The organism is Zhengella sedimenti (assembly GCF_046506625.1).
Classification (GTDB): Bacteria; Pseudomonadota; Alphaproteobacteria; order Rhizobiales; family Rhizobiaceae; genus Zhengella; species Zhengella sedimenti.
This window is the reverse complement of the sequence record NZ_JBKFFP010000001.1, coordinates 862,458-887,258: the sequence shown is the minus strand read 5'-3', so window position 1 is coordinate 887,258 and position 24,801 is coordinate 862,458. Positions and strand designations below refer to the sequence as shown.

Annotated in this window: 23 protein-coding genes and 1 tRNA gene; 11 read left to right on the top strand and 13 right to left on the bottom strand. The window is 64.4% G+C overall.

What is annotated here, in order from left to right; translation table 11 throughout:
• Positions 1-67: 67 nt before the first annotated feature.
• Positions 68-1,087: a hypothetical protein gene (locus tag ACLB6G_RS04415; RefSeq protein WP_410354892.1), complete on the bottom strand. Its 1,020-nt coding sequence runs from the start codon at positions 1,085-1,087 to the stop codon at positions 68-70.
• A 225-nt stretch (positions 1,088-1,312) separates the two neighbouring features.
• Between ACLB6G_RS04415 and ACLB6G_RS04410 the strand changes: the two genes are divergently transcribed.
• Genes ACLB6G_RS04410 through ACLB6G_RS04395 form a run of 4 tightly spaced genes read left to right on the top strand, consistent with a single transcriptional unit; the run spans position 1,313 to position 4,741 of the window.
• Positions 1,313-1,564, top strand: coding sequence for a hypothetical protein (locus tag ACLB6G_RS04410; RefSeq protein WP_410354891.1), 252 nt, complete (start codon positions 1,313-1,315; stop codon positions 1,562-1,564).
• Between the two features lie 58 nt (positions 1,565-1,622).
• The gene (locus ACLB6G_RS04405) at positions 1,623-2,849 is read left to right on the top strand and encodes an HlyD family efflux transporter periplasmic adaptor subunit (RefSeq protein ID WP_410354890.1); all 1,227 of its coding nucleotides are present in this window, start codon (positions 1,623-1,625) and stop codon (positions 2,847-2,849) included.
• Positions 2,846-4,018, top strand: coding sequence for an FtsX-like permease family protein (locus ACLB6G_RS04400; protein WP_410354889.1), 1,173 nt, complete (start codon positions 2,846-2,848; stop codon positions 4,016-4,018). Before ACLB6G_RS04405 ends, ACLB6G_RS04400 begins: the two co-directional genes overlap by 4 nt.
• Positions 4,019-4,027: 9 nt before the next feature.
• Complete coding sequence (locus ACLB6G_RS04395) at positions 4,028-4,741, top strand: ATP-binding cassette domain-containing protein (protein WP_410354888.1); 714 nt, start codon at positions 4,028-4,030, stop codon at positions 4,739-4,741.
• A 69-nt stretch (positions 4,742-4,810) separates the two neighbouring features.
• Here ACLB6G_RS04395 and ACLB6G_RS04390 read toward each other — a convergent pair whose 3' ends face one another.
• On the bottom strand, positions 4,811-5,740 hold the full coding sequence (locus tag ACLB6G_RS04390) for a DMT family transporter (RefSeq protein WP_410355167.1): 930 nt from the start codon (positions 5,738-5,740) through the stop codon (positions 4,811-4,813).
• A 116-nt stretch (positions 5,741-5,856) separates the two neighbouring features.
• On the opposite strand from ACLB6G_RS04390, the gene ACLB6G_RS04385 reads away from it, so the two are divergent.
• Entirely contained in the window at positions 5,857-6,786 is a 930-nt protein-coding gene (locus ACLB6G_RS04385; protein ID WP_410354887.1) for a LysR substrate-binding domain-containing protein, read from the top strand.
• Positions 6,787-6,918: 132 nt separating this feature from the next.
• Here the strand turns inward: ACLB6G_RS04385 and ACLB6G_RS04380 are convergent, their stop codons facing one another.
• Positions 6,919-7,617 carry a hypothetical protein gene (locus ACLB6G_RS04380; RefSeq protein WP_410354886.1) on the bottom strand — a complete coding sequence of 233 codons (699 nt, stop codon included), beginning with the start codon at positions 7,615-7,617 and terminating at the stop codon, positions 6,919-6,921.
• Positions 7,618-7,709: 92 nt separating this feature from the next.
• Between ACLB6G_RS04380 and ACLB6G_RS04375 the strand changes: the two genes are divergently transcribed.
• The 3 genes from ACLB6G_RS04375 (at position 7,710) to ACLB6G_RS04365 (ending at position 10,226) form a co-directional block, all read left to right on the top strand.
• On the top strand, positions 7,710-8,594 hold the full coding sequence (locus ACLB6G_RS04375; protein ID WP_410354885.1) for a LysR family transcriptional regulator: 885 nt from the start codon (positions 7,710-7,712) through the stop codon (positions 8,592-8,594).
• A 283-nt stretch (positions 8,595-8,877) separates the two neighbouring features.
• Entirely contained in the window at positions 8,878-9,141 is a 264-nt protein-coding gene (locus tag ACLB6G_RS04370; RefSeq protein WP_410354884.1) for a helix-turn-helix transcriptional regulator, read from the top strand.
• Positions 9,138-10,226, top strand: coding sequence for a tyrosine-type recombinase/integrase (locus ACLB6G_RS04365; protein ID WP_410354883.1), 1,089 nt, complete (start codon positions 9,138-9,140; stop codon positions 10,224-10,226). Before ACLB6G_RS04370 ends, ACLB6G_RS04365 begins: the two co-directional genes overlap by 4 nt.
• Before the next feature lie 80 nt (positions 10,227-10,306).
• On the opposite strand, the gene ACLB6G_RS04360 is transcribed toward ACLB6G_RS04365, so the two are convergent.
• Together ACLB6G_RS04360 and ACLB6G_RS04355 are read right to left on the bottom strand one after the other, a co-directional pair.
• Positions 10,307-10,381, bottom strand: a tRNA-Glu gene (locus ACLB6G_RS04360).
• Between the two features lie 92 nt (positions 10,382-10,473).
• Positions 10,474-10,869, bottom strand: a complete 396-nt coding sequence (locus tag ACLB6G_RS04355) for a fimbrial protein (protein WP_410354882.1) — start codon at positions 10,867-10,869, stop codon at positions 10,474-10,476.
• A gap of 70 nt (positions 10,870-10,939) precedes the next feature.
• Here ACLB6G_RS04355 and ACLB6G_RS04350 point away from each other — a divergent pair, with 70 nt between their 5' ends.
• Positions 10,940-11,947, top strand: coding sequence for an RluA family pseudouridine synthase (locus ACLB6G_RS04350; RefSeq protein ID WP_410354881.1), 1,008 nt, complete (start codon positions 10,940-10,942; stop codon positions 11,945-11,947).
• A gap of 189 nt (positions 11,948-12,136) precedes the next feature.
• Entirely contained in the window at positions 12,137-13,030 is an 894-nt protein-coding gene (gene rpoH, locus ACLB6G_RS04345; RefSeq protein WP_410354880.1) for an RNA polymerase sigma factor RpoH, read from the top strand.
• Positions 13,031-13,109: 79 nt separating this feature from the next.
• Here the strand turns inward: rpoH and ACLB6G_RS04340 are convergent, their stop codons facing one another.
• Positions 13,110-14,951: a hypothetical protein gene (locus ACLB6G_RS04340; RefSeq protein WP_410354879.1), complete on the bottom strand. Its 1,842-nt coding sequence runs from the start codon at positions 14,949-14,951 to the stop codon at positions 13,110-13,112.
• A 183-nt stretch (positions 14,952-15,134) separates the two neighbouring features.
• Positions 15,135-16,427 (bottom strand): adenylosuccinate synthase, encoded by a 1,293-nt coding sequence (locus ACLB6G_RS04335; RefSeq protein ID WP_410354878.1) that lies wholly within the window; start codon positions 16,425-16,427, stop codon positions 15,135-15,137.
• 214 nt (positions 16,428-16,641) lie between these two features.
• Here ACLB6G_RS04335 and ACLB6G_RS04330 point away from each other — a divergent pair, with 214 nt between their 5' ends.
• Positions 16,642-17,538: a DMT family transporter gene (locus tag ACLB6G_RS04330; protein WP_410354876.1), complete on the top strand. Its 897-nt coding sequence runs from the start codon at positions 16,642-16,644 to the stop codon at positions 17,536-17,538.
• A 101-nt stretch (positions 17,539-17,639) separates the two neighbouring features.
• Here ACLB6G_RS04330 and ACLB6G_RS04325 read toward each other — a convergent pair whose 3' ends face one another.
• The 6 genes from ACLB6G_RS04325 to glmM all read right to left on the bottom strand — a co-directional run bounded on the left by ACLB6G_RS04325 (position 17,640) and on the right by glmM (position 24,734).
• The gene (locus ACLB6G_RS04325) at positions 17,640-17,978 is read right to left on the bottom strand and encodes a hypothetical protein (RefSeq protein ID WP_410354875.1); all 339 of its coding nucleotides are present in this window, start codon (positions 17,976-17,978) and stop codon (positions 17,640-17,642) included.
• 175 nt (positions 17,979-18,153) lie between these two features.
• The gene (gene serA / locus ACLB6G_RS04320) at positions 18,154-19,746 is read right to left on the bottom strand and encodes a phosphoglycerate dehydrogenase (protein ID WP_410354874.1); all 1,593 of its coding nucleotides are present in this window, start codon (positions 19,744-19,746) and stop codon (positions 18,154-18,156) included.
• A gap of 83 nt (positions 19,747-19,829) precedes the next feature.
• Positions 19,830-21,005 carry a phosphoserine transaminase gene (locus tag ACLB6G_RS04315; RefSeq protein WP_410354872.1) on the bottom strand — a complete coding sequence of 392 codons (1,176 nt, stop codon included), beginning with the start codon at positions 21,003-21,005 and terminating at the stop codon, positions 19,830-19,832.
• Between the two features lie 203 nt (positions 21,006-21,208).
• Complete coding sequence (locus tag ACLB6G_RS04310; RefSeq protein WP_410354871.1) at positions 21,209-22,060, bottom strand: outer membrane protein; 852 nt, start codon at positions 22,058-22,060, stop codon at positions 21,209-21,211.
• Positions 22,061-22,265: 205 nt separating this feature from the next.
• Complete coding sequence (locus ACLB6G_RS04305) at positions 22,266-23,153, bottom strand: outer membrane protein (protein WP_410354870.1); 888 nt, start codon at positions 23,151-23,153, stop codon at positions 22,266-22,268.
• A 228-nt stretch (positions 23,154-23,381) separates the two neighbouring features.
• Entirely contained in the window at positions 23,382-24,734 is a 1,353-nt protein-coding gene (glmM, locus tag ACLB6G_RS04300) for a phosphoglucosamine mutase (RefSeq protein WP_410354869.1), read from the bottom strand.
• Positions 24,735-24,801: the final 67 nt, after the last annotated feature.

Genomic DNA, 24,801 nt, shown 5'->3' with positions numbered 1-24,801 from the left:
GCAAGAGCGGACAGCAACCATGGCGGGCATCCTCGCATTACCAAACGACGGCGGCCAATGGCCGCTGTCACGGTCCGCCCTGGCGGGAAGCTGGCTTTTGCGGCGCGCGCTCGATGTAAAACTTCAGGTCCTTGAAAAACTGCAGAAGCACTTTCTCATCCTCGAGGCCCAGCTTCGGCTCTCCGGCGATATTGTGCAGGATGCGGTTGGCATCCAACCGGAGAGAGTGGAGCTTCTTCTTGCTCAGGAAGTCATAGCGGACAACTGCAAGTTCGATGACAGAATAGAGGCTATCCTTCTCGTCCCATTCACCGCGCAGGTAGTGGTCTTTCAGAACAATCTCCAGGCAGGCCCGGCACATGGCAATCGCCGCCGCAGGAGCACCGGCGACATAGGCGCGGATGGCATCGTTCAGAAGTTCGTAGAGCGACCCCTTCTCCGTCTGACCGTGTCGATCAGAGACATGCTTGGGGACGAACACCGGCGGCAGGCGGCTCCACCGGTCGAAGGCCAAAGCAAGGTCAATTCCTATCCTGTCTTCGAGGTGGTCCAGCGCCCCCAGACCAACATCGAGTGCGTTCGCTATAAAATACTCGCCTATCTCTCTCTTGCCATCCGCCACGCCTGAAACGACGCTCTTCAATGACCGGATTGCCGCGCCTCCGTCATGCTCAAGAGGCTTGAACCTTTCATCTGTTTCGGGGTTCGGCGCTTCAAGGGTGGAGCCAGCCCTGTCTCGAGCAGCAAATTCTTCGTAAGAAATCGGACCAATGATCGTCCCATCTCCGACGTCAAGAGACAACGAAAATAGTTTTTCCCAATAGACATATTCAACTGGTATTTTCCAAATGCGCTCATACTCTTTCCATGCATTGATAAATGAAGGACTGACATGAGGGTGCACTTTCTTTAGCGCAGTGATTGACTTTATGAAATCAGCCGACGCTCTCACATTCGAGGCAAGACCGCGCCACTCGGGCTTTTCCTTCAGGAAGGTGAGCAGTGTTTGCGGGCTGCCGTTGACTTCCTCTCGCAGCTTGTTGAAGTGCAGGAGAAAATCGGCTGCGGGTGTCAATCTCTCTTTCACTACTGCATCCTCTGATACTCAATCCTAAACGTTGGCTAACATTGTTGGCAAACCGGGCTTCGAGGGTTGAGGCCGGCTTGTCAGCCAGATACGTTTCCAGCCTGGAAGGGTAGCAGGCTGGTTGTTCAGAGCAAACGGCATGCGACCCGGCATCATGGATACTTGGGGCCTCGGGTTATCTTCACCATGCTCGGATCACACCGCCAAAGTCTTGGGCTGGCAGCCATGGCTCTTGCACTCTTTGTCCTGTGGCCCGGCACCCGCGCCGAGGCGGCCACACGATGCGCCGACACGTCCGGCCTCTCTTACACCGCGCCGATGCGGTTCTGCATGCGCAACGACATCTATGTTGCCGCCGTGGGTGAGATCACGGCATCGACACCGAACGAGTTCACCGCGTTTCTGGCGAGGGTCAGGGCTAGCGGCTACACGCCGCACAGCGTCACCTTTCACAGCCCCGGAGACTTCGCGATATAATCAAAAAAAGGGCGTAGTTCTGCAAACCGCACTCGACCATCCCGATAGGACAATGAAAATGAGCGCTGCCGACACATCCGATCTGCCTCTCGATCTGGGTCGCGACGCCGACAAGGTCGCATTGCCCTCGCGGCGCAAGCTGTTCCGCAAGCGTTATCTGCTGGTCCTGCTGATCCCGATCTCCATGTTCTCGGGCGCGGTGATCGGCATGTATTACCAGCCGACCGGATTGCAGAAGTTCTACGCCCTCACCGGCCTGCAACCGGGTGGTGGGGCCGAGAACCCGATCGCGCTCCCGCCCGATATCGACCTGCCCGAGGCCATGGCGGAAACGCTTCTGCCTTCCGACGTGGTGGGGCTCGCGAGACTCATGCCGCGCGGCGATGTCGCGATCGTCGCGGCCCCCTACGGCGCGGGCGATGCACGCGTGGCGGAAATCCTCGTTTCGGTCGGCGACCGCGTCGCACGCGGCGACACGCTCGCCCTGCTGGACAACGCGCAGTCGCTGGAAGGCGCGGTCCTTGCAGCAGAGTCGACGCTCGCGGTGCGGCAGGCGACGCTGGCGCAGACCCGAAGCGCCATCGTCGCCAGCCGGGCCGAGGCGCAGGCAACACTTGACCAGGCGCGCGGGAGTGCTTCCGAGGCAGCGAGCGCCCTTGAGCGCACGCAAGCGCTGGTCGACCGCGGCGTTGCCACGACCGCTGCGCTCGACACCGCACAGTCCCGCGCGACCGAGGCCGCGCAGGCCGTCGCGCGCGCCGAAGCGACGCTGGCGCGTTTCACGGGCACCGACCTCGACGACCAGCCCGACATCGTCGTCGCAACGCGCAACGTCGCCGCCGCGGAAGCGGAACTCGCGCGTGCCCGCGCCGACCGGACCCGAGCCGAGGTCCGTGCGCCGATCGCCGGCACGATCCTCGAGATCAACGCCACGCCGGGACAACGCCCGCCCGCAGAGGGGATCATGGAGATGGGGGCAACTGACCAGATGATGGCCGAGGTCGAGATATGGCAGGACCGCATTGCCTCCGTCGCTCCCGGCCAGCCGGTAGAGATCGTGGCCGATGCGCTTGGCCGGTCGCTGTCGGGCAAGGTCGAGAGCATCGGATTGACGGTCGGGCGGCAGGGGCTGATTTCCGACGATGCGGCGGCCAATTCGGATGCCCGAGTGATCAGGGTCCTCATCGCGCTTGATGCCGCCTCGTCGGCCATCGCGGCGCGCTACACCAGTTTGGAGGCGGTGGCGCGGATCGACACGGGTGCAAGCGGAAGGGCTGCGCAATGACGCGCCTTCTGCAACACCTTTTCGGGCGGCTGCCCATAGGCTGGCTTCAACTGACCCACAAGCGTGGCCGTTTCGCCGCCGCGCTGGCGGGGGTTGCCTTTGCCAATGTGCTGGTCTTCGTTCAGCTTGGCCTGATGAATTCCATGGCTGCCGCCACGCTAAAGCCCTACGCGTTCTTTCAGGCCGACATCATGATTTCGGCGGGCGACGCCAACGCACTGGCCGAGGGGGGCAATGTCGCTCGGCAATGGATGCTGCAGGCGCTGGCCGACCCGGACGTGACAGTGGGCATGGGGCTTTTCGTCGGCAACGTGCCTTGGGACCGGGGCGGCAGCGACATTTCCTTCACCACTTTCGGGATCGACCCCGGGCAGACCGGCTTCATCGCGCACGATGTCAGCGATGACCTGCACCTGTTGCAGGTGCAGGATACCGCGATCCTCGATCGGTTGGCGCGCGGCCTGCCGAAAGACGAGGCAGCAGGCATTCGCCCCCAGACACCGCTGCGTTTCGAGACGCAGGAGCGGACGCTGAGCGCCATGGGCACATTCGCGGGCGGAGGAGGCTTTGGCGGGGACGGGTTCATGCTGGTCTCTGACCAGACCTTCCTGTCTCTCTTCCCGTCGCGCACATCCGCCGCGCCTGATCACATCCTGCTCCGCTTGCGCCCCGCCTCGGATGTCGCCGCCACCGTCACGCGCCTTCGCGCCCTGATCTCGGACAAGTCCTTGCGCATTCGCAGCTATGCCGACGCCGCCGCCGAGGATCTGCGCTATCAGCAGACGCAGCGCCCCACCGGCGTGATCTTCGGCTTCGGCGTGCTGATCGGCGTGCTGGTTGGGTTGGTCATCGTCTACCAAGTGCTGTCGGCCGACGTGGCCGATCATCTACGCGAATATGCGACATTCAAGGCAATGGGATACGGCCCGCGGTTCTTCCTCGGCATCGTGATCGAGGAGGCGCTGGTTCTGGGCATCTTCGGCTTTGTGCCAGGAGTGCTGATCGGCACGGGCATCCTTGCGCTGATGGGTGCGGTCACGACCCTGCCGTTGGCAATGACGCCCGACATGGCCGTGATTGTGTTTTTTGGCACCGTGGTCTTTTCCGTGCTCTCCGGCGCAATTGCCACGCGGCGGCTGGTGGCGGCCGATCCCGCCGATCTGTTCTGAGGGGCGGGGATGGCACAGGACCCGATCGTCGTCGCAAGGGGACTAAACCATTGGTTCGGCACTGGTGAAGCGCGCAAGCAAGCGCTGTTCGACATCGGACTAACGTTGCCGCGGGGCAGCCTCACGGTGCTGATGGGACCCTCGGGATCTGGCAAGACAACGCTCCTGACGCTAATCGGCTGCCTTCGGTCCGTGCAGGAGGGGTCGGTTCAGCTGATGGGCCACGAACTGCATGGCGCGACCGAGGCGGCGCTAACCCTGTTACGCCGGCGGCTGGGCTTCATCTTCCAGTCGCACAACCTGCACCAAAGCCTGACGGCTCAGCAAAACGTCATCATGGGAGTGCAGGTGCGCGCCGGTGTGCCGGACGTCGTTGCTCGGCAGGCTGCGGCCCGCGCGTTGGACCTTGTCGGCTTATCCGACCGCATGGATTACCTCCCGGCGAACCTCTCTGGCGGGCAGAAACAACGCGTAGCCGTGGCACGCGCACTAGTGGGCAATCCGGCGCTAGTGCTGGCCGACGAGCCCACGGCTGCCCTCGACAAGGACAGCGCTGGGGAGGTGGTCGACCTGCTCAGCCGCCTCGGCACCGCCCGTGGCACCACGACTTTGCTCGTAACCCATGACAGCCGCATCCTGGACCGCGCCGATCGCATCCTGACACTGGAGGACGGCCGGATTGTTTCGAGCGAACCTGGAAGGAACGACAACCCCGGACGGTGAAGATAGGTCCTCGCATTCGGTGTCGGCCACTTCTAAACCACCGAATCCGGATCAGCCAAAAGGGCAACCCTAAAGACGCTTGCGCCGGTTTATCATGGAGAGGCCGACCCCCATCAGCACCAGCGCGACGCCTGCCAGGAAGAGCGGGCCCATCGGATCGCCGAACATGGCCGCCGAGGCGCCAATGCCGAACACTGGCTGCAGGAACTGGACGCTTGCCGCCACGCGGGCAGGCACGGTGCGCAGGAGCCAGAGCCAGAGAAAGAGGCCCACTGCGGAAACGAGCAGCCCGAGATAAAGGGCCGACGCGATGGCCGCCGGCGTGATCGTGAAGGTGGTGGTCATCACCTCCCATGCCGTGAACGGCAGCAAGGCGAGAAAGCCGGCCAGCGTGCTCCAGATCACGATCGTCACGGTGCCATAGCGCGCCGCCAGTTCGACGCTCCAGACATAGTAGAAGGCGATGGCCACGGCCGAGACCAGGATGAGGGCAACGCCGGTCAGCGTCGACTGCGCCAGGTCACCCGCCCCGTTGCCCTGGCCGAGAGCCACCAGTGCGACACCCGCGAAGGCCGCGGCAAGGCCGGCCTGTTGCACCCGGCTGACCGGCTGGCCGAGCCGGAGTGCGGCCAGGATCACGATGAACACCGGGATCGTGGCGGAAACGATGGTGCTGACAGACGCGGAAGCACCGGCAACACCGAAGGACTGCGCGAGATTGCCGATGCCGATCCCCATCACTCCGAGCGCGGCCACCGGCGGAAGGGCGGAAAGCGCGATCCGGTGCCGCCCGATGGCGAAGAGAAACAGGAAGGGCACCGCGAAGGAGAAGCGCAGCGCGGTGAAGGCGATCGGCGGCATGGCCTCAAGCCCGAGCTTGGTGATCGGGATCGACAGGCCCCAGAGCACCGCGAGCAGCAGCATCCCGCCAATGCTGACCGGCGAGAGGCGTTCAACGAGGGATGGGAGACCGGGGGCATTCCCGATGGAAACCGTCATGTCTGACACGCCAATATCCGATTGATCCTGGCTCATTTCCCTGAACGTGAACTGGCATGCTGACAAACGATTTGTTTGGCGGCTATGATTGACTGAAATGCAATCATGAGATCGCCATGGCCGTCCGCCCGCCGCCCCTTCAGACCCTGCGCGCCTTCGAGGCCGCGGGCCGCTTGCTGAGCATGGCGCTGGCGGCACAGGAGTTGAACTTGACGCCCGGCGCGATCAGCCGGCAGATCCAGACCCTGGAGGACGACCTGGGCGTTGCCCTGTTCCGGCGCATGACGCGGCGCATCGCGCTGACCGAGGAAGGTATCGCGCTGCATCAGGTCGTCAGCCGCGCGCTGGCGGAACTGACGCGCGAGGCCGAACGCCTGCGTGCGCGGGATGCCACGCCCCGGCTCACGATCAGCACCAGTGTCTCCTTTGCCAGCAAGTGGTTCGCGCCGCGCCTGCACCGGCTGATGGCGCGGTTGCCCGACGCCGATATCCGTCTCGAAGTGAGCGACATCAATGTCGACCTGTCAGATGGGCGCGTGGACGCCGCCCTTCGCTACGGCACCGGGACCTATCCCGGCACCGTGGCCGAGCGCATTCTCGATGAGACCATGAGCCCGGTCTGCAGCCCGGACTACCGCGAGCGCATGGGTGGTCTTGCCGAACCTGCCGGCCTCTTGCGCTGCACGCTGCTCAACGAGAGCCGTGTCCTGCACGACGACAGCGCGCTGCCGAACTGGGAGCGCTGGTTCGCCGCCGCAGGCGTCACGTTTGCGCGACCAAGGGGCCCGACGCTCAGCCATGGCAGCCTCACCATCGAGGCGGCGCTGCGTGGCGAGGGTGTCGCGCTCGGCCGCAGCGTGCTGGTAGCCGAAGACATCGCCGCCGGGCGGCTCGTCGAGCCGTTCCCGCAGATCAGGTTACCTGCTGGCCGAGGTTACGATCTTGTGCATCGACCGGGCGAGGAAGCTGAACCGCGAATCACAGCGCTCCGCGACTGGCTGAAAAACGTGGTCGCATTCCATGACGCGACGGTGTCTTGCGGCTGATGAACCGGCGTGCCTGGCGCCGAAGCCATGAATGGCAAGTCCCGCCGGAGCGCGCACACCGGCCTCCATCCTTGTCATCTTCCCTTGGCAAGGGGGCTTGCCGGGCGAGGCCGTTCCGCCCGGCTGTTCGGTTCACTCGACCAGCGCCGCCTGATAGGCCATCACATCGGCCACGCTGAAGAAGGCGCCCATTTCAGGCATCTGCGACAGTGCCTCAAGCGCCTCCATGAACGCTGCCTGGTCGTTCCAGCCGATCAGCACCGCCTGCCAGCCGTCGGTGGTCACGAATTCGCGGTGGAAGATGTAACCCGGCTGTCCCGCAACACGGGCGAAGAAGGCATCGCGCGCGGCGGTATAGGCGGCATCCTGCCCGGTCTGTGTGCGACGCACAGCGGCCTCGATGACCTGGCCAGGCGTGTTGATGTGATCCTCCAGCACGAAGGGTTGTCCGTCAGCAGGCGACATCTGCACGAAGGCCTGCATGTTGACCGTCTGGAAGTAACTCTTGGCCTCCGGCGTAGGCATGAGCGCTTCCGCCGCGGCGCCAAAATCGGTCAAGCGCGACCAGCGGGTGATTCCGATGTAGACCGGGTTCGGTCCTGGTTCGGGGAAAGTGAAGAAGGCCTTGAAGGTCCAATCCTTCTCATTGCCGTTGTGTGCGCCCAGGAGATCGAGGAAGGCCGCGCGGCGTTCGGCCCACTGGGCCTCCATGCCCGATTTCACCTCTTGGATGGCAAGTTCGTAGATCGGATCGGTCATCTTGGCTTCCTGTGCGTGGCTCATAGTGGCCGACACGGCAAGCGCGGCCAAAAGGGTAAGGGATTTCAACATTGGCTCCTCCAATTGTTCGGAGCGCCAAGGATGCTGATCGAAACGAGTATTAACCATTTACGATTTTCCAAATTTATTGCTAGCATATATCTATGAGTGATCTTGACCTTCTGCGTCCCATGCTGACCTTTGCGACTGTGGTCGAGGCGGGCAGCTTTCGTGCTGCGGCTGACCGGCTGGGCCTGTCGGCACCCTATGTCAGCCAGATGGTGTCCGAGCTTGAGGCAAGGCTTGGACGCCAGCTTCTCTACCGCTCCACCCGCAGGATCGCCTTGACCGCTGATGGCGAGGCGTTCCTGCCGCACGCCCGCGACATGGCGGATGCGTTCATCCATGGTCTGCATACGGTTCGCGAAGCCCGGCGGAGCCTGTCAGGGCGGTTGCGGGTCTCGGCGCCCACGGTGCTGGCCAGCCTCGCATTCGCCCGTGTCGTGGCCGGCTTTGCCAATGACCACCCGGCGATGCGGCTCGAAATTGACCTTGATGACCGCGCCGTCGACCCCGTCGCGGCGCAGGTCGATCTGGCATTGCGGATCGGGGACCCCGGCGATGACCCGCGTCTCGCGCGCAAACTGTTCACGACACGTGGCCTTGTCTGCTGCGCGCCGCGGATTACCGAGGGTCTGATACATCCAGATGGCCTGTCTGCCCTGACATGGCTGCGCTCGCCCTCGACTCCCGCCACTCTCAGGCTGTTCGGTCCCCGCGGGCAGGCTGTCATCCTTGAACCTGCAGCACAGGTCGTGGTCAACAACGCCAGCCTGATCCATGCCATGCTTGCCGAAGGCAGAGCCTTTGCGCTCCTGCCGGAGTTCACAGTGCGCGAGGCGATATCCCGCGGCGCCCTTGGCATCGGCTGTCCGGACTGGACCATACCTGACGTCGCTGTTCACGCCCTCTACACGGAACGCCGCACCGCCCTTACGAATGCACGTGCCTTTGTCGAGCGGATTCAGTTGGCTTTGGGACCGGCGTGACGGCTCGACGCGACCCGTCGGAACCGGGATCCAGCCTGGGCAAAACCTGATCGGCTTCCTGTCCAGGTATCACGACTTGATGCAGGTGAGCCCCTTGGCCGTGATAAGAGCCATGAGCTGCCGTGTCGACGACATCTTCTGGTATTCGCCTGCAGAGCAGCAGGAATGGGGGATCGTGACAAAGCGGTAGCGTTGACGCTGCGTCGATAATTTTGCGTGACCGGCCGCATCCCCTCGGCCAACTTGCTATAACAAGGCAAGCAAAACTCTCTGGAGTAGTCTCGTGCTTATCACCGCATCACTCATCCATGCACTGCCCGTAAGTGATCGGCGCATGCTCGATCGCAAGGAAGCGGCAAGCTATGTCGGTGTCTCGGTCACCTACTTTGACAGCCTTGTCTCGAAGAACCAGATGCCCGCCCCGGTGCTGCTTGGCCGTCGCAAAGTGTGGGACAGGCGCGATCTCGACCAGGCAATCGACCGCGCGAAGGTCAACACATCCGGCTATTCAGCCGTTCCAGGTGGTTGGGACTCGGTTCTTTCATGAAGAAAGGCCAGCGGCTCAAATACATCAAGAGCTACATGGATCGTCATGGACGGCCCCGGCACTATTTCGCCCCGGGAAGGGGCGCGAAACAGGTTGCACTTCCCGGACTGCCAAACTCGACCGAGTTCATGAATGCCTACAGTGCCGCTTTCGAGGAATGGCGCGCTCGTCGTGACAGCGTCGAGACCAAGATCGGTGCCGACAGGCTCAACGACGGGACAATGGAAGCATTGATTCACCGCTACTACGCTTCGGCCGAGTTCCGCCAGTTGCGGCCGATCACGCAAAGAACCTATCGCGGCATTCTTGAGCGCATGCGCACGGACTATGGCGCCTTCCGCGTCGCAGAACTCAAGCGCAAGCACGTCGAATCCATCATGGCGAAGAAGGCTTCCAAACCGGAAGCGGCCAATGGCTTGCGCAAGATGTTCAAGATCCTGATGGGCCTTGCCCTGCGTCTCGAATGGATCGACGTCGACCCTACCAATGGCATCAAGCGAATGAAGACCCGATCAACCGGCTTCGAGACATGGGAAGAGCACCATATCAATCAGTTCTATGCCGCCCACCCGGCCGACTCCCGCGCTCGGTTGGCTTTCGACCTGTTGATCTATACGGGGCTGCGTCGCGGCGACGTCGTGACGCTTGGACGTCAGCACATTCGCGACGGGATGTTTGTCGTCAGGCAGTCAAAGACGGGAGAGATGGTGCACATTCCGGTTCACCCAGACCTGAAATCGATCCTTGATGACTTGCCGGCCGATCAGTTGACATTTCTCGTCACGGAACTGGGCAAGCCGTTCACCGCGGCGGGATTTGGGAACTGGTTGCGGGACCGTGTTGCCGAGGCTGGTCTAAGGGATGGCCTGGAAGCCGGCCAACGCGGGTTGTCGGCGCACGGGCTGCGCAAGGCGATCTGTCGCAGGCTGGCCGAGGCAGGATGCAGTGCCCATGAGATCATCGCGATCACCGGTCACAAGCACATCGCGGAGGTCATGCGGTATACCCAAGCGGCCGATCGCAGCAAGCTCAGCCAGAGCGCTTTCGCGGCGCTCGAACGGCGTCCCAGTCAGGGGAAACAGTGAACAGAACTTTCTAACCTGAGCGGGAAGGTTAGAAGATGAGCTCGCCAAAGCCTTGATAAGATTGAATGTTCAGGAAGAAGTGGCACTCCCAAGGGGAATCGAACCCCTGTTTCCGCCGTGAGAGGGCGGCGTCCTGACCGCTAGACGATGGGAGCGCGGCAGAGCCCGGATATAGGTCCACCGGAGCCCTCGCGCAAGCGGAATCATCCGGGCCGGCGAATTTCCGCGCGGCCCGCACCGCACCCGTTCAGCGCGTCTTCTCCACAGGGATCCGCGCCACCACACGGCCGCTGGCGAGATCGGCGATCAGCAGCGTCTGCCGCCCGTCCGCAGCCTCGATCAGCAGCGAGACGCGTCCGCCGTCCAGCGATTGCGACACGACCCGCTCGCCCGCACCGATCACGATGGGCGCGGAGGAAAAGCCCGCGCCCTCGCCCGGCACGGCGGCGTTCACCGCCGCGCCATCCTCGCCGGTCTCGCGCGTCGACTTGTAGACAATCGCCGCCAGCACGGCCATAAGGGCGAGCATCAGGATGCCGATATTGATGGCGAAGAAGCGCACCATCTTGCGGCGGACCTTTTCCACCGCCGGATCGAGCGGCTGCTCCTCATCGAAGGCGTCACGCGGGTTGGGTGCATTCATGTCCGTCAAGTCTCCGCCAAGTTCGGATCACGGTTCCGGTCCTGTTAGCGAAAACAGCGGCGCAAGGAAAGTGCTGACCGCCGGACCGGATGCCGCGGGCAGCCGGATCGACCAGTGGCTCGCGTCGCAACTGGCGCCGGATCTGTCGCGCGCGCGCATCCAGGCGCTTGTGAAGTCCGGCGCCGTGACAGCCGACGGAAAGGCCGCCACGGAACCGAAGATGAAACTTGCCGGCGGCGAGACCATCCGGATTCTCATCCCGGAACCGGAACCGGCCGCGCCTGCGCCACAGGCCATCACGCTGGACATTCTTCACGAAGACGACCAGCTTGTCGTCATCAACAAGCCTGCCGGTCTCGTGGTGCATCCCGGCGCGGGCAATCCCGACGGCACGCTGGTCAACGCCCTCATCCACCATTGCGGCGACAGCCTGTCCGGTGTCGGCGGCGTCCGGCGTCCGGGCATCGTCCACCGTCTCGACAAGGATACATCGGGCGTCATGGTCGTCGCGAAGACCGACATGGCCCACCGTGCCCTTTCGGAAGCCTTCGCGGACCATGGCCGCTCCGGCGATCTCGAACGCGCCTACTGGGCGATCGTCTGGGGATTGCCGGCGCGCATGGCCGGCACCATCGACGCAGCGCTTGGACGCTCCGTCAGGGATCGCACCCGCCGCGCGGTCGTTCGCCAGTCCCATCCCGACGCCCGTCATGCGGTCACGCATTTCACCACGCTGGAGCGCTATGGCGAAAAGCCGGACGCAACGGCCGATGCGGCGCTGGTGGAATGCCGGCTCGAAACCGGCCGGACGCATCAGATTCGCGTCCATATGGCCCATATCGGGCATCCCCTGATCGGCGACCGCGAATACGGGCTTGCCTATTCCACCAAGGCCAACCGGCTGCCACAAGACATTGCCGCTGTTGTCAGGGCCTTTCCGCGCCAGGCGCTGCATGCGCGACTGCTGGCTTTTCGCCATCCCGAATCCGGTGCGCTGATGCGCTTCGAGGCCGATCCGCCGGCCGACATGCAGGCGCTCAGGGAAGCCTTGCTGCGGTTGCCAGGCTTGCACGCCTGACCTGCCCGCAGGCCTTCACGAAGCGGTGAACGCCGTTTTGCCTTCGGAAAAATTCCGTGAAATCGCCGCATTTCTTCCTATATGTTCAAGAAAGGGAAAGGCGGCCTCGCGCAGGACTGCGGGGGCCGCCCTTCGGCCTGCCCGGAAATGGGGGGTCTGAACAGGGAACGCTTTACGGAGGGTGCTTCAATGGCCCAGACATTGCCGAGCGTGGTTTCGGGCGAGGGTGGCCTGACACGCTATCTCGAGGAAATCCGCCGCTTCCCCATGCTCCAGCCGCAGGAAGAGTACATGCTCGCCAAGCGGTATCATGAGTATGGCGATACCGATGCGGCCCACAAGCTCGTCACCAGCCATCTGCGCCTGGTCGCCAAGATCGCCATGGGCTATCGCGGCTATGGCCTGCCGATCGGCGAGGTGATCTCGGAAGGCAATGTCGGCCTGATGCAGGCCGTCAAGAAGTTCGAGCCCGAGCGGGGCTTCCGGCTCGCCACCTACGCCATGTGGTGGATCAAGGCAGCGATCCAGGAATACATCCTGCGGTCCTGGTCGCTGGTCAAGATGGGCACGACCGCCAACCAGAAGCGCCTGTTCTTCAACCTGCGCAAGGTGAAGGGAAAGATCCAGGCGCTGGAGGAAGGCGACCTCAAGCCCGAGCAGATCCGGGAGATCGCCACCCGTCTCAATGTCTCGGAAGAGGAAGTGGTCTCCATGAACCGCCGCCTGTCCGGCGATGCCTCGCTCAACGCGCCGATCCGCGCGACGGAAGGCGAAAGCGGCGAATGGCAGGACTGGCTGGTCGACGAACAGGATGACCAGGAGACCATGCTCGTCGAACAGGACGAACTGGAGAACCGCCGCGCCATGCTGGGCAAGGCCCTCGACGTGCTCAACGAGCGCGAACGCCGCATCTTCCAGGCCCGCCGGCTGTCCGAAGACCCGATCACGCTGGAGGACCTGTCGAGCGAATTCGGAATTTCGCGCGAGCGGGTCCGCCAGATCGAGGTGCGCGCCTTCGAAAAGGTGCAGGATGCCGTCAAGGCCGCCGCGCGGGAACAGGACCGGGCGCTGGCCGGCGCCTGAGCGCGCATTCCGGTATCAGAGCTGGCACTGAATGCCCCGGTTCGCCAGAACCGGGGTTTTTTCATGTGCGTTGGATCCGTCAGCCGCCGTTCGTTCCGCTGGCAGCCGACCAGGTCTCGATCACGTCCTTGAAAACGGTCTCGCCTGACAGGCCCTTTTCCATCGTGATGAGCGCGCGCCGGCCGGTGCGGTAGATGACGGGAATGTCGATCCACGGCCGGCTTTGCATGAGCGCGAGGTTTGCCGTGACTTCCTGGTCCCCGTCCGTCAGTGCGATAAGGAAGAAGTTGTCGGCGATCTTGGCAGGAATGCCGAGCAGCGGCGTTCCGGGCGACTGCTCGTTGTCCTTGAAGGTAATGCGCAGCACATCGTCGATCACGCCGCCGGGGAAGTTGTCGGGCGTCACGAAAACCAGTTCGATGATATGGCTGGCCGGCAGCGTTTCGTCGCCATTGCGGCGGATCGTGATGCGCAGGTTCAGGTCCCGATCGGGGAAGGCCACGTCGGCGCGGATCGCGGGCTCTGCCGGCCTGTCGCCACCCGGCGATTCCTCCACCTGGCTCCAGACCACATTGCCCTGGTCGGCCGTGCCCTGTTCGACGGCGGTGCGCTCCTCGTAGAAGATCGCCCTCTGGCCGACCGCGACGGCAGGCTGGTTGTCACCCGCCGCCTGCTCCGGCGCCGCTTCCCCGTTCGCCGCGGTTTCCGCCGGCGGCGTGGTTTCCGGTTCCGCCGGGCGTTCGGTGACCTGGGCCACGCTGGTTCCCTCGCCCAGCGACGTGCCGCCGCCCGCGGGGCCCGGATCGGTCTCGGTGCCGTCGGGCTGCAAGCGTTGCGTGAACTTTGCCGGCGATTCCGTTGTCCGTGCCGGCGCGGCTGGCGCGGGTGTTTCCTCCACTGGTCCGCTATCCTGCCCGGTACCGGACTCCGGTTCGAGCGTTCCGGCTGGCGGAGGTTGCGTGGCTGCCATTTGCGGATCACCGCCCTGATCCAGCGCGGCCATGATCTGATCCTTGTTCAGCCAGGCGGCATAGCCGCCTGCACCGAGCAGAAGCAGCACGACGAGGGCGATGGCCAGTCCCTTGAACCCGCCCTTCTTCGCCTTGCCCCGCGCCATGTCCGGCAGCGGCGCGTCGAATGCATCGTCTTTGCGCACGGACGCATCGGCTTGCGGAGCGAAGCTGCCCGTCCCGGGCGCGGGCGCTCCGGCGGGAAGCGTTTCGTGCGCGGGATCGGAATAGTCCATGCGCTCCGGCTGCGCGGGTTCTGCCTGCTCCTGTGGCGGCTGTGCAGGCGCGGCCTGAACGGGCTCAGGCTGCGCGGAGTCCGGCTGCGCGATGGGGCCCTCGGGCGCCGGGCGGCCATCGGTTGACGGGGCCGCATCCGCGCCACTCCAGCTTTGCAACCACGAGGGCGGGGCGGCCGGAGCTTCGGTTTCCACTGCGGAAGTGGCGCCCGGCCCCGGGGCTTCCCCGGCGGCCGGGGGTTCTGCTTGCCACGTCCCGGCGGCTGGCTCATCCGGCGCTTCATGGGCAACGGCTGGCGGCGGGGCCGGCGCCGTTTCCTGTTGCACTGCCATTGCATCGCCCGGAGCGGACTCGTCAACGGCGGGCGGAAGCGGCGCCGGAGCGGTCTCCTGCTGCACCGCCGGCGCGGATGCGGCGGCGCCTTCATCGGGAGCCTCGGAAAAGACGGAATCGATCTGTTCGCGGAAGGCATAGTCGCTCTCCACCGCGGCAATGACCTTGTCCACCTGCTCCATCTGCTTGTCGATGGCCGCCTGCGAAGGCTTCGGCTCACGCGCCTCGAGCCTGGCGCGGATGGTTCCGCGTGCCTTGTCATAGACCTTCTGGCGGATGGCCGGTGTGTTGGCCGGCAGACCGTCGATCGTCTTCTTCAATACCGTCGCTATATCCGCCATGCAGGCCGCATCCGTCCTTGAGAGCACAGGCACACGCACGGCCGCAGCCGCACTCGCGCGTCACGTTAATGGCTTTTAAGGCCAAATTGAAGCACGGACCACCCCGCCCGCCCCTTAACCTGTTGATTCAGGCTCAAAGTCGGCCACGCCGGTCATGCACTGGCGGCTCATGCTGTCGGCCCGTCAATCCTGGAAGGGATCGGTGACCAGGATCGTGTCCTCGCGCTCCGGGCTTGTGGAGAGCAGCGCCACCGGAGCGCCGATCAGTTCCTCGACATGGCGGACATATTTCACCGCCTGCGCCGGCAGGTCGGCCCATGTCCGCGCGCCCGCCGTCGTGTCCTTCCAGCCTTCCAGCGTCTCGTAGACCGGCTCGACCCGGGCCTGGGCGCCCTGGCTGGCGGGCAGGTAATCGATCAGTTCGCCATCCAGCATGTAGCCGGTGCAGATCTTGATCTCGTCAAGCCCGTCGAGGACGTCCAGCTTGGTCAGCGCAATGCCGTTGATGCCGTTGATGGCGATGGCCTGGCGCACCAGGACGGCATCGAACCAGCCGCAGCGACGCTTGCGCCCCGTCACCGTGCCGAACTCATGGCCGCGCTCACCCAGGAACTGGCCCACCTCGTTGTCCTGCTCGGTCGGGAACGGGCCCTCGCCGACCCGCGTCGTATAGGCCTTGGTGATGCCGAGCACATAGTCGATGGCGCCCGGGCCCATGCCCGAGCCCGCCGCCGCCTGCCCCGCCACCACGTTGGACGAGGTGACGAAAGGATAGGTCCCATGATCGACATCGAGCAGCGTGCCCTGCGCGCCCTCGAACAGGATGCGTTCACCCGCGCGCCGCTTCTCGTCCAGCACCCGCCAGACCGAATCCATGTAGGGCAGCACATCGTCGGCAATGTCCATCAGTTCGCCGAGCAGACGCGCCGGATCGACTTCCTCGACGCCCAGCCCCCGGCGCAGCGGGTTGTGATGGGCGAGCAGCCGGTCGATCTTGGCCGGAAGCGTGTCCGGGTTGGCGAGGTCCATCACCCTGATGGCGCGCCGGCCCACCTTGTCCTCGTAGGCAGGGCCGATGCCGCGCCCGGTCGTGCCGATCTTTGTGCCCTTGGCCGCCTTTTCCTCGCGAAGCCGGTCCAGTTCACCGTGAACGGACAGGATGAGCGGCGTGTTCTCGGCGATCCTGAGGATCTCCGGCGTCACGTGGACGCCCTGTTCCTTCAGCCGCGCCACTTCCTTAACGAAGGCATGCGGATCGAACACGACGCCATTGCCGACCACCGACAGCTTGCCGCGCACCACGCCAGACGGCAGCAGCGAGAGCTTGTAGCTGACGCCGTCGATGACCAGCGTATGCCCGGCATTGTGCCCGCCCTGGAAACGCACCACCACATCGGCGCGCTCCGACAGCCAGTCGACGATCTTGCCCTTGCCCTCATCGCCCCACTGGGAGCCGACGACCACCACATTGGCCATGTGCCTGTCCTTCCGCGCCGGGCACGCCGGCGACATCTCAAGAGAAAACCCGCGCTTCTATACCGATGCACACGGCCGATTGCGACCCCCAATTCCGCGTTTTCCATCGGCAGTGCATGCAAACCAGGCACCCGTCCCCGTTCTTGCGCCTGCCCTTGCCGCCGGCCATCGCGCGCGATAAGCCGGGGTCCTCGAAGCATCATCCGGCAGCCACATGACCCGTCAGGCCTATATCCTCCTTCTCGGCGCGGCCCTGTTCTGGGGCGGCAACAATGTCGCCGCGCGCTTCGGCGTGGGCCATGTGTCGCCGGGCATGCTCACCATGCTGCGCTGGGTGGTGGCGCTGGCCTTGCTGGGCTGGTTCGCGCGGCGCGAACTGGTGCGCGACTGGCCGGTGATCCGCAGGCACTGGCTGGCGCTGTTTGCCTATGGCGCGGTCGGTTTCGCCGGCTTCAACATGGCCATCTACACCGCCGCCGCCTTCACCTCCATCGTCAACATGTCGATCGAGCAGGCGGCCATGCCGATCCTGATCTTCCTGATCAATTTCGCGCTGTTCCGCGTCGGCATCGCCTGGCTGCAGGTCGCCGGCGTGCTGGCCTCGCTGGCCGGCATCGCCATCGTCGCCACCAATGGCGACCTGACGCGCCTGTCCACGCTCGACCTGAATGTCGGCGATGCGCTGAACCTGACCGCCTGCCTGGCCTATGCCGTCTATACGGTGATGCTCCGCTTCCGCCCGCAGCTGCACTGGAAAAGCTGGATGATGACGCTGGGCTTCGCCGCCTTCCTGGCCAGCCTGCCCTATGTGGCATGGGAATGGGCGTCGGGCCGTATCCTGCTGCCGGACCTGCAGGGCATGGCCGTGGTGCTCTATACCGGCATCTTCCCCTCGCTGCTCAGCCAGACGCTCTACCTCAAGGGCAACGAACTGATCGGCGCCAACCGCGCCGGCCTGTTCATCAACATGGTCCCGGTCTTCGGAACCCTGCTCTCCATCCTGCTGCTGGGCGAAGCCTTCCATGGCTACCAGGCCCTGGCCTTTACGCTCGTCATGGGCGGCATCGCCATGGCGGAGGTGGCGGGCCGCAAGAAGGCGGCTGCGGGATAGGGCCGGGCGGAAGCGGGGAACCGGATAGGTCCCGGATGCTCGTGAAAAGGGCGGATCGCCGGTGGCGATCCGCCCTCGTCACTCCACGCTACGTGAATGCGTCACATCGCGCCGATGCGGGCACACATGCCCTGGGTGATCGTGCCATAGGAGCCGCGCTTCTCGTTGACGCGATCGCAGGCGGCCTTGATCTGGTCACGGTCCCTGTCGCCCATGGCGTCATAGACTGTCTTCATGTCCTCTTCCGATTTCATTTCCTGCATCGTGTCATCGGTAAAGAACGCGGCGATTCCGGGATTGTCCTCATACATGGCCTGTTCGTCAGGGCTCGTGAAGCTCAGCTCTGCCCTGTTCGGCCCCCGGTCTCCCGTCTGCGCCAGTGCCGGTGCGGCGACAAGCGCGGACGTCATGCAAAGGGCGGCAAGAATCTGAAGTTTCATCTCGTTCTCCAATTTTCCGTGGTCTCCACGTGAAGAACAGCGCGGCGCGCCGATAGTTCCATTTTGCCGGCAGACGCGGTCAATCCGGCCGGCCCGGACAGGCGGCATCATGAAATGCGAAAAAGGCGGCTCCTCGCGGAACCGCCTTGCTTTCATTCAGCGCTGGCCTTGCCGGTTACACGTCGAACTCCAGCGGCTTGGCCTGCAGGATCAGCTTGGAGGCGCGCAGTTCCTCCAGCACCTCCTCCTTGACCGGTTCGTCCACGTAGAGCAGGGCGATGGCGTCGCCGCCCGGCCGGTTGCGGCCCAGCGAGAAGTTGGCGATGTTGACGCCCGCCTTGCCCATGGTCGTGCCCAGCAGGCCGATGATGCCCGGCACGTCGTTGTTGGTGGTGTAGATCATGTAGCGGCCGATCTCGGCATCCAGGTTGATGCCCTTGATCTGGATGAAGCGCGGCTTGCCGTCGGAGAACACCGTGCCGGCCACTTCGCGCGTCTTGTCGGCCATCTTAACCGTGAGCTTGATATAGCCGTCGAACACGCCGGACTTGTCGCGCTTGGTCTCGGAAAGCGTGATGCCGCGCTCCTTCACCATGATCGGCGCCGAGACCATGTTGACGTCGGAGACCTGCGAGCGGATCAGGCCGGCCAGCGCGGCCGAGGTCAGCGCCTTGGTGTTCATGGCGGCCGTGGAGCCATCATAAAGGATTTCCACCGACTTGATCGGCTCGTCCGTCACCTGGCCGACAAAGGCGCCCAGAACATCGGCCAGCTTGACGAAGGGCTTCAGCTTCGGCGCCTCGTCCGCAGAGATCGACGGCATGTTGATGGCGTTGGAGACAGCGCCGTTGATCAGGTAGTCCGACATCTGCTCGGCCACCTGCAGCGCCACGTTCTCCTGCGCTTCCGTGGTCGAGGCGCCCAGATGCGGCGTGCAGACCACGTTTTCCATGTTGAACAGCGGGTTCTCGGTCGCAGGCTCTTCCTCGAACACGTCGATGCCCGCACCGGCGACCTTGCCGCTCTTCAGCGCCTCGACGAGATCCGCCTCCACGATCAGGCCGCCGCGCGCGCAATTGATGATGCGCACGCCGTCCTTCATCTTCGCAAACGAGTCCCTGTTGATGATGGCGCGGGTCTTGTCGGTCAGCGGCGTGTGCAGCGTGATGAAGTCGGCGCGGGCGAAAAGCTCGTCCAGTTCCACCTTTTCCACGCCCATTTCCACTGCCCGCTCGGGTGACAGGAACGGATCGAAGGCGATGACATGCATCTTCAGCCCGATGCCGCGCGACGCGACGATGGAACCGATGTTGCCGCAGCCGATCACGCCGAGCACCTTGCCGGTCAGTTCGACGCCCATGAAGCGGTTCTTCTCCCACTTGCCGGCATGGGTGGAGGCATTCGCCTCCGGGATCTGCCGGGCCACCGCGAACATCAGCGCGATGGCATGCTCGGCGGTGGTGATGGAATTGCCGAAGGGCGTGTTCATCACGATGATGCCCTTGCGGCTGGCCGCCGGAATGTCGACATTGTCGACGCCGATGCCGGCGCGGCCGACAACCTTCAACCGGGTTGCCGCCTCGATCAGCTTTTCCGTCACCTTGGTGGCAGAGCGGATCGCCAGGCCGTCATACTGGCCGATGATTTCGAGCAGCTTTTCCTTGTCCTTGCCGAGCTTCGGCATGAAGTCCACCTCGATCCCGCGGTCGCGGAAGATCTGGACAGCGGTTTCGGAAAGGGCGTCGGAAACGAGAACGCGGGGTGCCATGGACTTGTCCTCCATCGGGCAATGATCTTGGGAAATGAGGGGAGTGACGGGCGGCGGCCGGGCCGCCCGCCAGGATCAGACTGTCAGGCAGCAGCCTTCAGGGCGGCCTTCTGGGTCTGGAAGGCCCATTCGAGCCACGGCATCAGCGCTTCCAGGTCGGAGGCCTCCACCGTTGCCCCGGCCCAGATGCGCAGACCCGACGGCGCGTCGCGATAGGCGCCGATGTCATAGGCCACGCCTTCCTTGTCCAGCGCCGAGACCATCGCCTTGGCGAAGGCCGCCTGCGCGTCGGCGTCGAGCGCGGTGATCTCCGGATCGGTGATCGTCAGGCAGACCGAGGTGTTGGAGCGCGTTGCCGGATCCTTCGCCAGGTTGGCGAGCCAGCCGGATGTCTCGGCAAAATCGTTGATGACCTTCGCATTGGCGTCGGCGCGCGCGATCAGCGCCGGCAGCCCGCCGATGGACTGCGCCCATTTCAACGCGTCTAGATAGTCCTCCACCGCCAGCATCGACGGCGTGTTGATCGTCTCGCCCTTGAAGATGCCCTCGATCAGCTTGCCTCCCTTGGTCATGCGGAAGATCTTCGGCAGCGGCCATTTCGGCTGGTAGCTTTCCAGCCGGGCAACGGCGCGCGGGCTGAGGATCAGCATGCCGTGCGCGGCCTCCCCGCCCAGCACCTTCTGCCAGGAAAAGGTCACCACATCGAGCTTGTCGAAGGCGAGATCCTGCGCAAACGCCGCCGAGGTGGCATCGCAGATGGTCAGGCCCTTGCGGCCGGCGGGGATGAAATCGCCATTCGGCACGCGCACGCCCGACGTGGTGCCGTTCCAGGTGAAGACGACGTCGCGGTCGAAGTCGATGGCCGAAAGATCGGGCAGGTCGCCATAGCCGGCCTCGAACTTGCGCACGTCCTCCAGCTTGAGCTGCTTGACGGCATCCGTCACCCAGCCGGCGCCGAAGCTTTCCCAGGCCACCATGTCCACGCCGCGTTCGCCGAGCAGCGACCACATCGCCATCTCGACCGCGCCGGTATCGGAGGCCGGAACGATGCCGATGCGGTAATCGGCCGGAACATTGAGAACCGCGCGCGTCAGATCGATGGCCTCGGCGAGTTTCGCCTTGCCGATTTTGGCGCGGTGCGAACGGCCAAGCGCCGCATCGGACAGGGCCTCAAGGGACCAGCCGGGACGTTTTGCGCAGGGACCGGATGAGAAATTGGGATTGGCCGGACGCACGTCCGGCTTCGGGAACTGTGTCATGTTGTATCCTATCCTTCCAGATAGCACGCTCCTCGGTGGGGAGGAGTGGCCCGCTGACGGCGTTACGCCCGCAGGCCCCGTCAAGTCAAGCGGAATTGTTGCAGCGCGCCATTTGCTGTCGCGAATGCGCCATTGTGTCGCAAAGCGAAAACGGCGGCCCGTGGGGACCGCCGTTGCGAGGACCGTTTTCCGGCAGGTTTCGCTTACCAGAGTTCGTAGCGCAGGCCGACATTGATGGCGTGGCTGGAAAGCCCCCGGTCGCTGCCCTGGGCTCCGGTCGCGCCGGCGCCCTGCGAGGCGGCGTCGAATTCGAACATCGCGCCGCCCTCCACCTTGCGATAGCGGTAGCCGAGGTCGAGCTTGAGGTTCGGCGAGATATCGTAGCTTGCGCCCGCCATCAGTGCCCAGGTGAAGCGGGTGGAGTCCATGCCGGTATGCGTTGTCGTGGTCGCGCCCGCGCCGCCGCAGAGCGCCGTTCCGTCGACGCAGAAGCTGGTATTTGTCAGGTTGCCCCAGCGCATCCATGTCACGCCGGCGCCCGCCCCGACATAGGGCGTGATGCCGACCACGGTGCCCAGATCGACATAGGCATTGGCCATGACCGAATAGGCGGTGAAATCCGCCGTGTCGCGCGAGGCGCAGGTGGTCGTCGGGTCGAGCGGATTGCCGCAGGCGAAAGGATCGCTGGTCGTGCCGTCGAACCGGCCCTTGAACCGCTCGCCGGTCAGGTCGGCCCGCAGCCAGTCGTTGAAGTGGTAGCCGAAGCCGGCCGAAAAGGTCCAGTCGCTCTCGATGCGCGCGCTGTCCCAGGCATGGGTTCCATAGACGCCGCCCGCAAAGGTGCGGTAGGGCGAGACGCTTCCCGACGAAGAGACCGAATAGCCGACATCGCCGCGGATATACCAGCCCGATCCGATTTCCACCGGCTGGTATTCCTCCACGGCGACCGTTTCGGCCGGAATGATCGTCGGCTCGTAATCCGCCGCCTGGGCGGCGGAAACGCCCGTGGCAAGCGCCAATGCCGCTGTGTGCTGAAGCAGGAAACGTATGTTCATGACGGATACTCCGGCTTTTCCGTGCCGCTCCCCAAACGGCGGCTTCGGTTTTCTTGTCTGACAGCATTAACCATGATGGTTAAGTTGCGGTTAAGCATGATCGGAATTGTCATCCGGACCGCGCCGCCGGTTTTCCCGTCGCGCAAAAGCAAAGCGCCCGGACCGTGCGGTCCGGGCGCTGCAATGCTTGAAACCGTCTGGCCGGTTACTTGTAGACCGGCGGCAGCGGCTCGGGCTGATACTCGACGACCTGCGGTGCCGGAGCGCAGCGCGGCGAACCGCCCGCTCCGCCGAAGGAATAGCGCAGGCCTGCGCGCACCGCATGCGAGTTCAGGCCGCGATCCCAGCCCGGACCGCCATTGTTGGCGTAGTTGAACATGTAGCCGCCCGAGACGCGGGTATAGCGGTAGCTTGCGTCCAGTTCGAGGCTGTCGGTCAGGCAGTAGGATGCGCCCGCGGTCAGCGCATACGCGAAACGTGTCGTTGTCGAGCCGCGGTGGAAGGTCGTGCCCGACTGGTCGTAGCCGGGGCCGATCACGTTGGCCAGGCGGCTCCATTTCACATGCGCGCCACCGATGCCGGCGCCGGCATAGGCGGTGATCCCGTGCCATGTGCCGATGTCCACATAGGCGTTGGCAAGGACGACGAAGGCGCTCATGCTGGCCGAATCCACCGAGTTGCAGGGATTGCCATACGTGCCGCCGATGGAGCAGTCGCCCGTGGTCGAACCGCGGAACTTGCTCTCCGTCAGGTAGTCGAATGTCAGGTCGGCGCGCAGGTGCCGGGAAATGTTGACGCCGACGCCGCCGCCTACGAGCCAGGAATTGTCGAGCACGGCTGTCGTGAAGCGGGCGCCGGTGACGCCCGGCGTTCCGGTGCCCTGCATGAAGTGGACGCCGCGCAGGTCGTTGATGCTGTAACCGACATCGCCGCGGATATACCAGCTCACGCCGACTTCCGGCGCCGGTTCGACATAGGCGGGTTCGGCGGGCGGCAGGACCACCTCGGGCTGGTACAGGTCCGCTGCCTGGGCGGAACCGGCCGTCAGGCCCGCAACAGCGGCAAGGAAGGCGCCAGAGCGAAGCTTCAACATTGGATATGACCTCTTGTCTTGCCGACCGCCTCGAGACGCGTTCCGGTCGGGCATGGATTCCGGTTAAGGATAATGAGGTGGAAAGGTTAAGGGCCGCTTAAGCGTGAAACTTAACCATGTTCCGCACGGCATCCGCACGAAACGCACGAAAAAGGCCCGCCATGCGCCATGCATGACGGGCCTTTTGTCAGGAAGGATATTCCGGCGCCGGCGCGCCGCGCCGCTGCGTCAGGCGGCGCTGCGCAATTGCGCGATGACGCCGGCGATTTCGTCGACCACGCTCTCGACCAGGGTGCGGTTGTCGCCTTCCGCCATCACCCGGATCAGCGGCTCGGTGCCGGACGGCCGGATCACCAGACGGCCGCTCTTGCCCAGCTTCTCCCGCCCGGCATCGATCGCCTTCTGGACAAGCGCGTTCTCCAGCGGCTTGGCACTGCCATAGCGTACGTTCTTGAGCACCTGCGGCACCGGCTCGAACTTGGAGCAGACCTCGCTGGCCGGCCTCTCTGCGCGCTTGATGCAGGCCAGGACCTGCAGCGCGCAGACCAGGCCGTCGCCGGTGGTGGTGAAATCCGACAGGACGACGTGGCCGGACTGCTCGCCGCCGACATTGAACCCGTGCGCGCGCATGTGCTCCACGACATAGCGGTCGCCCACCTTGGTGCGGTGCAGTTCCAGCCCCTTGTCGGCCAGGAACCGTTCCATGCCGAGATTGGACATGACCGTCGCCACAACGCCGCCGCCGCGCAGGCGGCCGCTTTCCAGCCAGCTTTCCGCGATCAGCGCCATGATCTGGTCGCCGTCGATCACCTCGCCGCGCTCGTTGACCATGAGCACGCGGTCCGCGTCGCCATCCAGCGCGATGCCGATATCGGCGCGCACCTCGTGAACCTTGCGCATCAGCGCTTCGGGATGCGTCGAGCCGCATTCATGGTTGATATTGGTGCCGTTGGGCTCGTTGTTGATCGTCACGACCTCCGCGCCCAGTTCCCACAGGGCGGCCGGCGCTACCTTGTAGGCCGCGCCATTGGCGCAATCGACCACCACCCGCATGCCCGAAAGCGAAAGCGAGCGCGGCAGGGTCCGCTTGGCGAATTCGATATAGCGGTCGTGAACGCCGTCGATACGCTTGGCCTTGCCCAGGCTGTCGCCGTCGGCCAGCCGCATCGACAGGTCGACATCCAGCATGGCCTCGATGCGCATCTCGATCTCGTCGGAGAGCTTGTAGCCGTCCGGACCGAACAGCTTGATGCCATTGTCGTAATAGGGATTGTGCGAGGCCGAGAGCATGACGCCGAGATCGGCGCGCAGCGAACGCACGAGCATGGCCACCGCCGGCGTCGGGATCGGCCCGAGCAGGAAGACGTCCATGCCGGCGGCACAGAAGCCCGCCACAAGGGCGTTTTCAAGCATGTAGCCGGAAATGCGGGTATCCTTGCCGATGACGACCCGGTGACGGTGATTGCCGCGATGGAAGGACAGGCCTGCTGCCATGCCCACCTTCATGGCGATATCCGGTGTCATGGGATTGCTGTTGGCGCGGCCGCGAATGCCGTCGGTACCGAAATAGTTTCGAGTCATGATTGGTCCCGTAACCCCCTGAACCCGGCTGTTTTGCCATAGATCACACACACTCCGTCATCAAATT